The organism is Thalassobacillus hwangdonensis (genome assembly GCF_042675915.1).
Lineage (GTDB): Bacteria > Bacillota > Bacilli > Bacillales > Halobacillaceae > Thalassobacillus_A > Thalassobacillus_A hwangdonensis.
In genome coordinates this window covers 652,389-666,795 of the sequence record NZ_JBHTKL010000001.1, presented here as the reverse complement: position 1 = coordinate 666,795, position 14,407 = coordinate 652,389, and the positions used below count along the sequence as shown (strand labels likewise).

Below are 14,407 nucleotides of genomic sequence, written 5' to 3'. Positions count from 1 at the left end.
TCTCTTCATCTTCTATTGGTTCAATTTATAAATCTTATAGTTCGTTTCATAGGATGTATGTACGAAACAAAACACTTCCAATATCCTGTCCTGTACGCTTTTAATGATAGACGTTCCCCTATCATTTTTCAAGAGAACACGACTTGCAAGAATCGACATTATCTTAATCTTGGAAACTTATCGATGAAATTCACATAGCTCATTTTCTCGACGAGACGTTGTCCGTAACGTGGTATCAGTTGTTGAACGAATGCAGTAAAGTCATTCACATCATACAAACCTTTGACTATATCATCGATGCCTTCGAAATCTGATCCGAAACCAAGGCAATCTTCTCCACCCATACGCAGGATATAATCGATATGAGGGAGGACTTCGATCCATTCTGCTTCCGTCTGACCATTGATGAATTCCGGAACGAACGTAATCCCGATCCATGCCTTCCTTTTGATCAATGCTGTCAATTGATCCTTATCCAGGTTGCGAGGGTGTCCAGCCAGTTCTAATACATTCGAATGAGAAGCCATCGGATATTGGCTTCGATTCATCACATCCCAAAACCCCTGATAGGAAAGGTGGGAAACATCCGTCCATATCCTTTCTTCGTTCAAGTAATCGACGACTTCTTCTCCAAAAGAGCTGAGCCCTGCACCTCTCTTCTCCTCGATACCGTCACATGTCGCATTCGCCTGATTCCAAGTAAGTCCGACAGCACGTACTCCCATATTTATGAGCGTTTTCAATTTATTTAGATCATGACCGATTGCATGGCAGCCCTCCAGAGTAAGCATCGCACCTTTTGCATGGGGCGCCAGACTTATCAGTTCTTCTTTAGATGTGATGAACTTAACATCATCGTAGGGGGCAATGATCCGGTCAAAAAAGATATGTACCATTTCCAGCGCCACATCATACTGCGCAGCTTCCTTCACATCATCCGGCACGAAAATCGCGAAACACTGTACTTTCACATCGCTTTTCTTCCACTTCTTATAATTCAATCGTAATAGATCACTATCATGGAAATCATAGTCGTTTTCCCACAATTTCCATAGAACATCACAGTGCGCATCTATAATCACAAAGCTCTTCCTTTCTTCATACGGATACATTTCATTGTCAGGAGGAATTATATCAGACTAGCGGTGTCACATTTCAAGCATCATAGAAAAAGATGTCTCACAAGGTAAGAAGCACTTCCGGATGAAGTGCCGGACCTTTTGAGACATCCTCGAATGCTGAAGTCAGTTATAGGTTACGGAAGAGCTTGTCTACTTACCTTGGTTCAACGATCAATTTGATTGCAGTCCGCTCTTCATTCTCAATCATGATATCTGTAAAAGCTGGGATGCAAATAAGATCAACGCCACTCGGGGCGACGAATCCTCTGGCAATCGCCACTGCCTTAACCGCCTGGTTCAAAGCGCCGGCGCCAATTGCTTGAATCTCCGCAGAGCCACGTTCCCTTAGCACATTAGCTAGAGCGCCTGCTACTGAATTAGGGTTAGATTTAGCTGATACTTTTAATATATCCAATACTAGCTCCTCCTTCATAAACGATAGTTGTTCCATAACTACTATATTCTTGGAGATGAAGATTATTCCTTTACATTATGAAGGAATTTTTTGAAAAATTCAAATAATCAGCCGAAGAAGGGATGGTCGTCGTTGATGAGGATCCGTTTGATGTCTTTTGCCTTTCCGGTGCTTTCATCCACATCTGCCAAGATAGCACTTAATTGTGTCCTTCCCTTTTTTGGAACTTCAAAACGTACAGGCAGATTTGTCAGGAAACGTTTCATGACCGCTTCTCTTTCCATTCCCAGAATTCCGTCGTAAGGACCCGTCATTCCAACATCGGAAATATAAGCGGTTCCATTTGGCAATATCCGGTTATCAGCTGTCTGGATATGAGTGTGTGTGCCTACATTGACACTTACCCTGCCGTCCACATACCATCCCATCGCCTGTTTTTCACTGGTAGCTTCCGCATGGAAATCCAGGAAGATGATATTGGTACGCTGCTTTGCTTCCTCAATCAACTCATCGATCACCCGAAAAGGATCGTCATTCGGTGTCATAAACGTCCTTCCTTGAAGATTGATCACTGCAACCTCGCCTTTATTCGTTTTTACGAAGGTGAGCCCTTTTCCTGGTGTACCTGCAGGAAAATTAGCCGGGCGGACCATATATTCTGCATGATCGATAAAATCGAAAATCTCTTTCTTGTCCCATGCATGGTTCCCGAGCGTTACCGCATTCGCCCCCCACTGAAGGAAGTTCCGGTAGATCTTTTCATTGATCCCTTTACCGGAGGCTGCATTTTCACCATTAATGATCGTTACCGTCGGCTGGTATTTCGATTTCAGTTTCGGAAGGTATTCCTGGACCATATCTCTTCCAGGAGATCCCACGACGTCTCCTATGAATAAAATTTTCATGTTCATTTCCTTTCTATATGTGTATTTAGTATAGTGATGGATTGTAAAACATGGAACATCTATCTAGCCGCTTCTGAATTTCACGTTGAATTGTTATTCAGGGTTTGCTATTAAAATCAGTTTCACACACCGCTCCTGCGTTGTCAAAGCGAAACAGCGCAATGAACGGAACCTCAAATAGATGTCCAAATGTAAATGTTCTTGAGTCTAATTTCCAGGGAAAAATAAAAAAGCGACCAAATGGCCGCTTTCTTATTTTGCGTATTCTACGGAACGCGTTTCGCGAATGACTGTAACTTTGATGTGACCCGGATAGTCGAGGTCTTCCTCAATTTGTTTCCGTATCGTCCTTGCCAACTTGGTAGCAGCGACATCATCAATATCATCCGGTCTTACCATGATACGAACTTCTCGTCCTGCTTGAATAGCGAAAGATTTTTCGACTCCATCATGGGATTCGCAAATCTCTTCCAGCTTTTCAAGACGTTTGATATAGTTCTCAAGTGTTTCGCTTCTTGCTCCAGGTCGTGCTGCTGATAGAGCATCTGCAGCGGCCACAAGTACTGAGATAATGGAAGTAGGCTCTTCATCACCATGGTGAGAAGCGATCGAATTGATCACTACTTCATTCTCTTTGTACTTCGTTGCCAGCTCCTTACCGATCTCTACGTGACTTCCTTCTACTTCATGGTCGATCGCTTTACCGATATCATGAAGCAAACCAGCACGACGTGCGAGTGTTTCGTCTTCCCCTAGCTCTGCTGCCAGCAGACCTGAAAGGAACGCAACTTCCATCGAGTGTTTCAACACATTCTGACCATAACTTGTACGGTACTTCAAACGACCTAGTATCTTCACCAGATCCGGATGCAGTCCGTGAACTCCTACTTCAAATGTAGTCTGTTCTCCAACCTCCCGGATATATTCATCCACTTCACGACGAGATTTATCAACCATCTCCTCAATACGGGCTGGATGGATACGGCCATCCTGAACCAATTTCTCCAAAGCAATTCGGGCTGTTTCACGGCGGATCGGATCAAACCCGGAAAGAATGACAGCTTCCGGCGTATCGTCAATGATCAAATCGATTCCAGTCAATGTTTCGAGGGTACGGATGTTACGGCCTTCACGACCAATGATCCGTCCTTTCATTTCATCATTAGGAAGATTGACCACAGATACGGTAGTTTCAGCTACGTGATCAGCCGCGCAACGTTGCATGGCAAGTGAAAGAATGCTTTTAGCCTTCTTATCCGCTTCCTCTTTAGCACGGTTTTCTGCTTCTTTGATCATTAGGGCAGATTCATGTGAAACCTCTTGTTCAACTCTTTCCAGGATTACTTGTCTTGCCTGGTCGGAGGTCAAACCGGAAATACGTTCAAGCTCAGTCTGTTGCTCTTGCAGCATAGCTTTCACTTTGCTTTCCATTACTTCAATTTGTTGTTGTTTTTCGGTAAGAGTCTCCTCTTTCTTCTCGAGCGTCAGTTCACGCTTATCCTGCGTTTCACTTTTGCGATCGAGGTTCTCTTCTTTTTGTGTCAGACGGTTCTCAGTTTTTTGTAATTCCAATCGACGCTCACGAATTTCATTCTCAGCATCTTGTCGAATTTTATGATTTTCATCCTTCGCTTCCAAAAGCGCTTCTTTCTTAGCAGCTTCTGCATTGCGATGGCCTTCTTCGACAATCTGTTTCGCTAGTTGTTCTGCGCTTGAGATCTTCGCTTCGGCGATGGATTTCCGAATTAGATAACCAACAACAATACCGACGATCAGGGCAAGCAAAATGAAGATGAGCAGGGATACCAAATTATCCATGATTCCACCTCCTCTTGCTATGAACTTGTACAATTTGTCGGCATGTACAGACGTTTCATTTTCAGTTTCAAAAATTGTTTCAATCGTGTATAAAATATGAAAATGATACACATTAATTTTAAGCTTGTGGTCAACCAATGTCAAGGAATCGTCAAATATATGTCATATTGCAAAGCCTTATCACAAAAGGCTTCAGCGTTTCTTTCGAAAATTTCTGTCATTTTATGTAGAAAAATGCAGAGTACGGACTTTCCAACGTCCATACTCTGCCTCTGAAAATCCCTGTTATATCCGTTGGATCTTATACGTCCAGGGTTTCCTGATTTTCTTCTTTGCTTGCATCTTCACCTGACATATCATAATGCTGACGAATCCTGTTATTGATATCATCGAGGATATCTTTATTCTCTTTAAGGAACTGCTTCGCATTTTCCCTTCCCTGTCCAAGACGCTCATCATTGTAGGAGTACCAGGAACCACTCTTCTGAACGATATCCAAATCCGTACCGATGTCGATCAATTCACCTTCATGTGAAATACCTTCCCCATACATGATATCCACTTCCGCTTGTTTGAACGGAGGAGCTACTTTGTTTTTGACGACTTTGATACGAGTCTTGTTTCCGACCATATCATTGCCCTGCTTAAGCGTTTCAGCACGACGCACTTCCAGTCGGACAGATGAATAGAATTTCAACGCACGGCCACCAGGAGTCGTTTCCGGATTACCGAACATGACTCCGACTTTTTCACGGATCTGGTTGATGAAGATGGCAGTCGTTTTCGATTTGTTGATAGCACCTGACAATTTACGGAGCGCCTGGGACATCAAACGCGCCTGAAGACCGACGTGGGAATCCCCCATCTCACCTTCGATTTCTGCTTTTGGTACCAATGCAGCAACAGAGTCGATGACAACCATGTCTACCGCTCCACTTCGTACCAATGCTTCAGCAATTTCAAGTGCCTGTTCTCCTGTATCCGGCTGGGAAAGAAGAAGCTCTTCAATATTCACTCCCAGGTTTCTAGCATATACAGGGTCGAGTGCATGCTCTGCATCGATGAATGCAGCCTGTCCACCGCGGCGCTGTGCCTCAGCAATCGCATGCAGTGCTACAGTCGTTTTACCGGAAGATTCCGGTCCATATATCTCAACAATACGTCCTCTAGGGTATCCACCTACTCCAAGTGCAACATCCAATGCAAGGGATCCACTAGGTACCGTGTTCACCTTCTGTTCTGCTGATTCACCAAGTTTCATGATGGAGCCTTTACCGAATTGCTTTTCAATTTGACGAAGTGCCATATCTAATGCCTGTTTACGATCACTCATAATTATCCCCTTTCACCATTTCTATCCCTATAATAACTTGTTTTGAACGATTTGCCAACAAAAAAGCGAATAAATGTTCCCTATTTTCAACAGAAAAAATCATGCGATAATTCAACGTTTGCCGGATCAATTGTGAATTATCGCATGATTCCCTTAGACTGAATCATTTTTTTAACTGATGAAAAATCATTTCCAGTGCTTTTTTCACGGCACGGTTCCGTATCTGTTCCCTTCTTCCAGTAAAGTGGAACTTACGGATGATCGGTTGTTGATCTTTCAACTGCAACCCGATATACACTGTCCCTGCTTCATGCCCTTCGACAGCATCAGGGCCAGCCACACCTGTGAAACTGACAGCTACATCGCTCTCGAGCATGCTTTGGACATTCAGCACCATGCAAGAGGCGCACTCTTCACTTACTGTACCATACTTCTTCAGTAGGAACTTAGGGACCTCCAGCACGCGCTCTTTTACTTCAGCGCTATAGGCTACGATTGCTCCATTGCATACTGACGAAGCTCCTGGAATGGAGACGAGACGGTCCATGAATCTTCCACCTGTAAGACTTTCAGCAGATGCAATGGACCAACCTCGATCCTGTAGCATCTTCAACACTTTTTCTTCTATCGTAATGTTATCTGATCCGTAGTAATACTCACCTGCCACAGCAAGGATTCTTGTTTTCGCAGTTTCGATCAATCGTTTAGCTTCTTCTGATGATGCAGCTTTCGCAGTAAGTCTCAGCCCTACTTCTCCTTCACTTGCAAGTGGAGCGATTGTAGGATTAGTCTGAGACTGGATGATATCTGCAAGATCGTGTTCCAGCTGAGATTCGCCAATCCCGATGAAGCGAAGCATTTCTGATGCGATTTCTGCTTCCAGTTGAAAACGATCCTTCAAAAAAGGCAGTACATGTTGATTCATCAAAAATTTCATCTCAGAAGGAACACCTGGCAGGAACACCCACGCCGTCGATTCATGCTGTACAATCATTCCAGGCGCCATGCCCTCTAAATTCTGAAGGACATCGGCATGCTCAAACACAAGCGCCTGCTTCCGATTGTTCGGTGACATCGGTTGATTGTTCTTTACATAGAAGTGCTCGATCCGTTCCATACTCTCTTCATCTGTCACCAGCTTTTGACCAAAGATGGATTGTGCAGCATCCCTCGTCATGTCATCTTCCGTCGGCCCCAGTCCTCCTGTCACGATGACCAGATTCGAACGGTTATGAGCTGTCTGGAATGTCTGACTGCAGCGCTCCAGGTTGTCTCCCACAACACTATGGTGATAGACGTGGATACCTAGGACAGCAAGCTGCTGTGATATCCATTGTGCATTCGTATTCGCAATTTGCCCAAGCAAAAGTTCCGTACCAACACCTATGACCTCTGCATTGATTGTCCTCATTTATTTCGAGCTCCTCATGACATGCCAGTTCTTTTTGAAATAATCATACCCAGAAATGACTGTAATAATCATGGCTGCATAAAGCATAACAGTTGCAAACGGAAAACCGATAAAGGCAAACGGCCAGTTATGAAGCAACAGCGCTGAGATAGCAACGATCTGCAAGGTCGTTTTCCATTTACCCATATTGCTGGCTGCAAGTACGATCCCTTCTCCCGCCGCCACCAACCTTAGTCCTGTGACTGCAAATTCTCGGCTGATGATGATGATCACGATCCATGCTGCTGCAAGATCGATTTCGACAAGCAGGATAAGTGCTGCAGAAACGAGTAGTTTATCTGCCAATGGATCAAGGAATTTCCCAAGGTTCGTAACAAGGTTGTGCTTACGTGCGTAGTGCCCATCAATCCAATCTGTAGTAGAGGCAATGATGAATAGGATGGCTCCTGCCAGATGGGCGATCGGCAATTCCGCCTCTCCCATTTGGTATGTTCCCCAATCAAAAGGTACTGACATCAGGACGATGAAGATGGGGATCAAAAAAATTCGTGATAACGTAATTCGATTTGGAATATTCATGCTATCCACTCCTAACAACAATTCATGATAGAAAAAGCTGTTCCAAAAGCATCGGTTGAAAAGAGCCAGAGGGATGACCCAATGACTCTTTTGTTTCTCACTTTCGGAACAGCTAGGTTCCATTATTCGTTCACAATATCAATCAAAAATTTCTGCGATTGTTTATCTACAGGAAAATCGACGACTTCATCATTGATTTTTACGGTTACGGCAGGCGCAAATCCCATGCTGATATAGATCTGGTCCTTACCAGTGAATTCAAATTCCAATGGGGAGTCCCCTTCACTGTAATTGACAGGGGAAGTCAAATGTTCTCCATTCGGACCTTCCTTCACTTCAAGATAGCTCTTCCCATCAAGTTCAAGGGTAACGTTGATTTCTTCAGCATTCTTCAACTCAAATGTGTGCATCGGGAAACTGCCCGTACCTTCTTCCACAAGATTCAGTTCCAATTCAGGCTGTTCCGGTTCTTCCGGTTCCTCTTCAGGAGCTTCTTTATCTTCAGTGGCGTTTTGATCTTCTTCACCATTTTCTTCAGCAGCTTCCTCATCATCCTCATTGCTCGATGGCGCAGGATCGTTGATGATGAACTCATCCGTGCCTTCATCGGTTTGTCCACCACCCGTATCAGGCTCCATTTGCAAACGGACGAAGTACCAGATTGCAAATGCAATCAGAATGATAAGCAATACAGTCATGATGGTGGGAAATAACTTCGAGAATCCTGGTCCAGTTGAAACGGATTCTTTCTTCGACCGCTGCAACCGGGTGTAGTTGATCGACTCATCCTCTGATGCAGGAAGTTCATTCGCATGCGTTTCCATCACTTCATCCGGGTCCAGCCCGACAGCTGCTGCATATTCCCTTATGAATGCCCTGGCATAGAATTTCCCAGGCAGTACACTCAGGTTTCCCTTTTCAATTGCCTGAAGATAACGTTTTTGTATTTTTGTAACGTCCTGGACTTCTTCCAATGATAATTTCTTCGCTTCACGCGCTTCCCTTAAACGGGTACCAAGCTCCATCTATAACACCTTCCAATACAATTAAAAATCAAACATAGAAAAACCGTCGCTTGGGTTCCATTCTGGTTTCTCCACTTTTTCATAGGTGATTTCTTCATCATCACTGTTCCTCAGTTCAATGATGTAATCGAAATCCTCCAGTTTATACTCGGATTCCTGCACAAAAATATCAGGATGTTCCACTACTTTGGTAGCTGGCAAACGCATGATTTCCCTGACAAGCTGCCAATGTTTCTCGCTTGCTCTTCGAGTCGAAACGATTCCGTCGATGATGTACAATGTGTCTTCGCTGTACTCATCTTCAATCAACTGATTCCGGATCGTCTGCTTAAGAAGCGTACTCGATACGAATAACCAACGTTTGTTGGCACAGACACTCGCAGCAACGACAGACTCAGTCTTTCCAACACGTGGCATCCCACGGATACCGACAAGCTTGTGTCCATCTTTCATAAACAGCTCTGCCATGAAATCAACCAACAACCCCAAATCTTCGCGAATGAATCGGAATGTCTTACGGTCATCAATATCGCTATGTATGTATCTTCCATGCCTCACTGCAAGCGTGTCCCGCAGCTTCGGTCTGCGCAGCTTCGTGATTTTGATCGTATCCATCGTCTTCAGAATCGATTTCAGCCTTGTAATCTGATCATCGTCTTTACAAAGAAGGAGCATGCCCCTGTGGGAGTTCTCCACCCCATTGATGGTAATGATATTGATGGACATCATACCAAGCAAAGAGGAAATATCCCCGAGCAAGCCTGGACGGTTATATTGGATTTCATATTCCAAATACCACTTTTTCCTTTCCATACTTCCATCTCCTCTTGTAATCCGTCATCTTTATGTATACCATCCACAAGCATGTTTCAATCTCTTATTTTATAATAAATGATTTTCATATTTTAGAAAAGGAGTTAAATGATAATATTCGACAAAAGTGCAACTATTTCTACTTTAAAGGTGTTGTTTACTATTTTTAACAAATGAAGAGCCGTGACATCCGCCCGGCTCTTCCTCTTGCATTCTTCTTCTTACTGGTGTGTACCGTCATTCTGAACAAGCTTCACCATCATGTTCGCAATGGCATGCTGTTCTTGTTCATCTGCAACATTCCACAAATCACGAAGGATCGCTTCCTGCTCGTTTTTCGCATCGACATTTTTCGCTAAATAACCGCCGATTTCGTATGCAATATTCGATACTGCCCCTTGCTTCATCCCTTGTCCTTCAGCCTGGTGAAGACGGTTGCCCAAAAAGTCTTTCCAAGAGTCGAAATTATCAAGTACAGACATTCCATTTCCTCCTTTAAATATGGTACACCGTTAGTTTTAGAAAAAATGGATGCATTATACATGAATATAATAAAATGCTTCAGGTCCAACCGCCGTCGACTGTGATGATCTGACCATTGATGTAGCTGGATCGATCACTGATGAGGAAGGCGGCAACGGATGCGATTTCTTCCGGAAGTCCAGGACGCCCTAGCGGAATTTCATCAAAAATGACCGCTTTTTCTTCTTCAGAATAAAGGCTGTTCATTTTTGTATCAATGAATCCAGGGCTTATCCCATTCACTTGTACGCCACTTGGTCCTGCCTCTTTCGCCAGAGCTTTAACAAAACTGTTCTGTGCTCCTTTTACCGAACTGTATAACACTTCCATGCTTGCACCAACACTCCCCCAGACTGAAGAGATGAGAATGATCTTTCCTCTCCGTTTGTGAATCATCTGTGGTAAAAAGCTTGAGGCGACCATCCATGGTGTTTTGACGTGAAGATGGTAAAGCAGATCCATGTCTGCTTCCCCCGCGTCCTGGAGCAAGCCCTGAAAGCTGGATCCTCCCGCAAAGATGATCCCGTCGAGTGTAAAAGGGATGCTGTTGATCAATTGTTTGATTCCCTCAGAAGTCGATAAATCCGCTTGCACCGTGCCGAGCACACGTGCTTCCGGTAGTTCAGAAACCAGCGCGTCAATGGAAGAGCGATTAGAGTGATAATGAAGCAGGACATTAGCTCCTTCTTCGACTGTACTTTTTGCAATCGCCTTACCGATATCACCACTGGCTCCTAATATGAGCACACTACCCGGCATGCTTCTCACTTGCCGCCGGCTTTACCTGGAAGACAGCTATACGATCTTCCTTGATCCAGTGTTCCAGAAAAGCAGTTGCATCATCGATTGTGAGGCTTTCAATGGTCGGAAGCACTTCAAACAAATCGACGCCAAGCAGATGATAGTGGGAAAACTGGTTGGCGATGAATTCCATCGAGTTCATTGCACGAAGGAAATGTCCGATTTTCTTACGTTTCATCCGTTCGAAATCTTCCGGATCGATTTTCTGATCCTTCAGCTGGTGCAGCATTTCCTTGATTCGGTCTGCAAGTTCATCCGGCTTTCGGGAATCACCACCAATGATCGTGAATCCGAATTCCACATCAAGGTCCGTCTCGAAGTGGAAGCTATCATCGATCAGGTCGTTTTGGTAAAGCTCTTCATAGAACTCTCCACTTTTAGAGAAATAATGACTAAGGATCATCCCGGATAATAGTTCTGACCTTAGGATGTCTTCACCTCTCAACCCTTTCACCTTTTCCTTGATCCCCACCATGCACTTGGAAGTCGATACAGGCATTTCAATCGAGTCGAAGGACTTGGCCACGTGATCAGGTTCATCAGGATAGGAACGTTTGATTTCCTCTTCTTTGGCGAAACTCTTGCTGCTCTGATTGTTTTTGATCTGCTCCATCATCTTTTCCGGATCGATGTCTCCGGCAATGAATAAAGACATGTTGGATGGGTGATAGAATGTTTCGTAACAAGTATAAAGGTCTTCTTTTGTGATTTTCTGAATCGAATCCACGGTACCCGCGATATCGATTTTCACCGGATGTTCGTGATAGAGGCTCTGGATTGTACCGAAGAATGCACGCCAGTCCGGCTGGTCATCGTACATTCGGATCTCCTGAGCAATGATTCCTTTTTCTTTTTCTACAGATTCATCAGAGAAGAATGGATCCTGGACAAAATCCAAAAGGGTTTCTACATTCTTCTCGATATGGTTCGTCGCAGAGAACAAGTAGGCAGTTTTTGTAAAAGATGTAAATGCGTTTGCAGATGCACCAAGTTTCGTGAAGTCCTGGAAGACATCCCGATCTTCTTTCTCAAACAACTTGTGTTCAAGGAAATGCGCAATCCCTTCAGGAACGTTCACTGTCTCCTCATTTCCGATCGGGGTGAACGTCTGGTCGATCGAACCGTAGTTGGTTCCGAAAATTCCGTAGGTTTTCGCCATTTCAGGCTTAGAAAGAAGGTAGACTTTCAATCCATTGTCCAATGTCTCTGTATAAATCGTTTCATTCAATTGTTCATATACTAGTTCTTTCATTCCTGTTCTCCCCCTTCACGACTGGTCAAGAAGTAAATCGTATCAAGTTCGATTTTATTGGCCATTGCGATGACATCCTCTTTGGTCACTCCACGTACCTGTTCGATCATATCTTCGGCTTCGATGACTTTACCGGAAAGGACTTGGTGATAGAGCACTTCGATCAGACCTTGTGCATTATCCATCGTCTCCAGCAACTGATTGGTCACCTGTTCTTTCGTCTGTTCGACCTCTTCGTCTGTGAATTCACCCTTCTTCATCGCTTCTACCTGTTCAAGGATGATCGTTTTTGCTTTTTCATAATCTTTCGGATCGACACCACTGAATACAAGCAGCAACCCCTTGTGACTTTCAAATCGGGAAGCCGCATAGTAAGCAAGGCTGTGCTTTTCACGGACATTCATGAACAGCTTGGAGCTTGGAAAACCTCCAAAGAGACCATTGAAAATCTGCAAAGCAAAGTAATCCTCATCCCCGAACACCGTATGAGTACGGAAGCCCAGGTGGAGTTTACCTTGATTCAGGTCATCATGTTCCACGATATTTTTAGGCTCGGATACAGCTATATGCTGCTTTTCATTTCCATCATCCTGGTTCACTTCGGATGAATCTCTGCGGAAGTGTTCATCCATCAAGGCTTCCACATCGATATTTTCGAGGTCGCCAATGATATATACATCGAGAAGATCATTTGAAATGAAGGATTGATAATAGGAATAGAGGTCCTTTTCATCCAATTTCTTCAGATCTTCCAAATAACCATGTACATGCAGGGAATATGGCTCCCCTTTGCACATTTCATCGATCATCCTCATATTCGCATAGCTCATTTTGTCATCTTTGATCGATGTGATTTTCTGTTCCAGCGTCTGCTTTTCCCTGTTAACAATTTTCGGGTCGAAGCCGCCGTCCACAACTTTAGGTTGGAAAAGCACTTCACGGAACAATCCCAACGCTTTTTTCAAAAGAGGAGTCTGGTCGTTCAAATATACTTCGTTTGCAACTTCCATGCGGAAGCTGATGACATGATCCTCTCCTTTTTTCGTACCATCACTGTTAAGTACCATGCCATAAAGATCTTCCATTGCCGCCTGTAAGGAACGGGTATCCGGGTAAGAACTCGTCGCCTTTTGGAGAATCATCGGCAATAGCGCCCGTTTCGTCATCAATTCACGCTGCAGTGCACTTTTGAACTTGGCAACGACATTGATCGTCTTATATTTCTTGCTTTGAAGGATATGTAATCGGTACCCTTGCTTTTCAATCATCTTCTCTTTATTGATCTTCATAATCGAAACCTCCTGAGGTAGCATCCCTGTCAATTTATTTTTTTCTAATATTACTTCATTTATCCATCATTATGCACTGACCTTAAATCCTACAATACGTGATTTCATTCTAAATGTAAAAAAATTCACCCAGAACCAAAACATTCCGGGTGAATTGCACTTTCTTTATTATCTGCTTCCTTTAATATAAGGCTGGCCGATGGCTTTCGGCGCCTCTGCTCTACCTATGAACCCTGCCAAAGCAAGGATAGTCAAGACATAAGGAGCGATCAGCAGGAATACTTGCGGAACATCCTGCAAAATTGCCAAATTGGAAAAGCTCAAGCTCTGAGCAAAACCGAAGAATAATGCTGCTCCAAGCGCTCCTAACGGATGCCACTTACCGAAAATGACAGCAGCCAATGACATGAATCCTTGTCCAACAATTGTACCGTGGGAGAAGTTCAAAGCGATCGTCAACGCAAAGACCGATCCGCCAAGTCCACCCATTGCACCGGAAATCATAACTGCCACATAACGTGTGCGTGAAACATTGATTCCATTCGTGTCCGCTGCCATCGGATGTTCCCCGACAGAACGCAGCCGCAGACCGAACGGTGTTTTATAAAGGACGACCCACGCCATGATTGCAATGAAAATAGCCAAGTAAGACGTCGCATACATTTTCGAGAAGAACAATGTTCCGATCACCGGAATATCGCTCAATACAGGGACGTTGAATGTGTAGAACGGCTGACTGATCATATCGGTCTGCCCTTTATCGTACCACTGCTTCGTAAGGAACAAACCGATTCCTAACGCAAGGAAGTTGATGGCTACGCCACTTACGACCTGGTCTGCACGGAAAGTCACTGAAGCGACCGCGTGGATGATCGAGAACAAGGATGCGACTACCATCGCGACCAGAATCGATAACCACGGCGTCCATGAACCGAGCGTCTCTGCGAAAGTCAGGTTGAAGACGATTCCGACGAACGCCCCCATGACCATCAACCCTTCAAGACCAATGTTGACGACACCTGACCGTTCACTGAATACACCGCCGACTGCAGTCAGAATCAGAGGGGCGGCAAAGAAAATTGCAGATGGAATGATGACCTGTAAGACTTCAATGATACCCATC

General features: G+C 44.3%; 14 protein-coding genes. All 14 read right to left on the bottom strand.

Annotated features, from left to right (window positions below; translation table 11 throughout):
* Positions 1-158: 158 nt before the first annotated feature.
* Positions 159-1,082, bottom strand: coding sequence for a dipeptidase (locus tag ACFQ2J_RS03510; RefSeq protein WP_386056621.1), 924 nt, complete (start codon positions 1,080-1,082; stop codon positions 159-161).
* A 193-nt stretch (positions 1,083-1,275) separates the two neighbouring features.
* Entirely contained in the window at positions 1,276-1,536 is a 261-nt protein-coding gene (locus tag ACFQ2J_RS03505) for a stage V sporulation protein S (RefSeq protein WP_320378968.1), read from the bottom strand.
* Positions 1,537-1,643: 107 nt separating this feature from the next.
* Complete coding sequence (locus tag ACFQ2J_RS03500) at positions 1,644-2,441, bottom strand: TIGR00282 family metallophosphoesterase (protein WP_386056619.1); 798 nt, start codon at positions 2,439-2,441, stop codon at positions 1,644-1,646.
* 252 nt (positions 2,442-2,693) lie between these two features.
* On the bottom strand, positions 2,694-4,259 hold the full coding sequence (rny, locus tag ACFQ2J_RS03495) for a ribonuclease Y (protein ID WP_386056617.1): 1,566 nt from the start codon (positions 4,257-4,259) through the stop codon (positions 2,694-2,696).
* A gap of 301 nt (positions 4,260-4,560) precedes the next feature.
* On the bottom strand, positions 4,561-5,592 hold the full coding sequence (gene recA / locus ACFQ2J_RS03490; protein WP_386056615.1) for a recombinase RecA: 1,032 nt from the start codon (positions 5,590-5,592) through the stop codon (positions 4,561-4,563).
* A gap of 163 nt (positions 5,593-5,755) precedes the next feature.
* Positions 5,756-7,003 carry a competence/damage-inducible protein A gene (locus tag ACFQ2J_RS03485; RefSeq protein ID WP_386056614.1) on the bottom strand — a complete coding sequence of 416 codons (1,248 nt, stop codon included), beginning with the start codon at positions 7,001-7,003 and terminating at the stop codon, positions 5,756-5,758.
* Complete coding sequence (gene pgsA / locus ACFQ2J_RS03480; RefSeq protein ID WP_386056612.1) at positions 7,004-7,582, bottom strand: CDP-diacylglycerol--glycerol-3-phosphate 3-phosphatidyltransferase; 579 nt, start codon at positions 7,580-7,582, stop codon at positions 7,004-7,006.
* Between the two features lie 122 nt (positions 7,583-7,704).
* Positions 7,705-8,607: a helix-turn-helix domain-containing protein gene (locus tag ACFQ2J_RS03475; RefSeq protein WP_386056610.1), complete on the bottom strand. Its 903-nt coding sequence runs from the start codon at positions 8,605-8,607 to the stop codon at positions 7,705-7,707.
* A gap of 21 nt (positions 8,608-8,628) precedes the next feature.
* Positions 8,629-9,420, bottom strand: a complete 792-nt coding sequence (locus ACFQ2J_RS03470; protein ID WP_386056608.1) for a DUF3388 domain-containing protein — start codon at positions 9,418-9,420, stop codon at positions 8,629-8,631.
* A gap of 221 nt (positions 9,421-9,641) precedes the next feature.
* On the bottom strand, positions 9,642-9,902 hold the full coding sequence (locus ACFQ2J_RS03465; RefSeq protein WP_386056607.1) for a DUF3243 domain-containing protein: 261 nt from the start codon (positions 9,900-9,902) through the stop codon (positions 9,642-9,644).
* Between the two features lie 79 nt (positions 9,903-9,981).
* A complete protein-coding gene (ymfI, locus tag ACFQ2J_RS03460; protein ID WP_386056605.1) occupies positions 9,982-10,701 on the bottom strand; it encodes an elongation factor P 5-aminopentanone reductase in 720 nt (239 codons plus the stop codon).
* Positions 10,691-11,995 carry an EF-P 5-aminopentanol modification-associated protein YfmH gene (yfmH, locus tag ACFQ2J_RS03455; RefSeq protein WP_386056603.1) on the bottom strand — a complete coding sequence of 435 codons (1,305 nt, stop codon included), beginning with the start codon at positions 11,993-11,995 and terminating at the stop codon, positions 10,691-10,693. Before yfmH ends, ymfI begins: the two co-directional genes overlap by 11 nt.
* On the bottom strand, positions 11,992-13,284 hold the full coding sequence (yfmF, locus tag ACFQ2J_RS03450; RefSeq protein ID WP_386056601.1) for an EF-P 5-aminopentanol modification-associated protein YfmF: 1,293 nt from the start codon (positions 13,282-13,284) through the stop codon (positions 11,992-11,994). The genes yfmH and yfmF overlap by 4 nt, the downstream gene beginning before the upstream one ends.
* Positions 13,285-13,452: 168 nt before the next feature.
* Entirely contained in the window at positions 13,453-14,406 is a 954-nt protein-coding gene (locus ACFQ2J_RS03445) for an ABC transporter permease (RefSeq protein WP_386056599.1), read from the bottom strand.
* Position 14,407 lies beyond the last annotated feature (1 nt).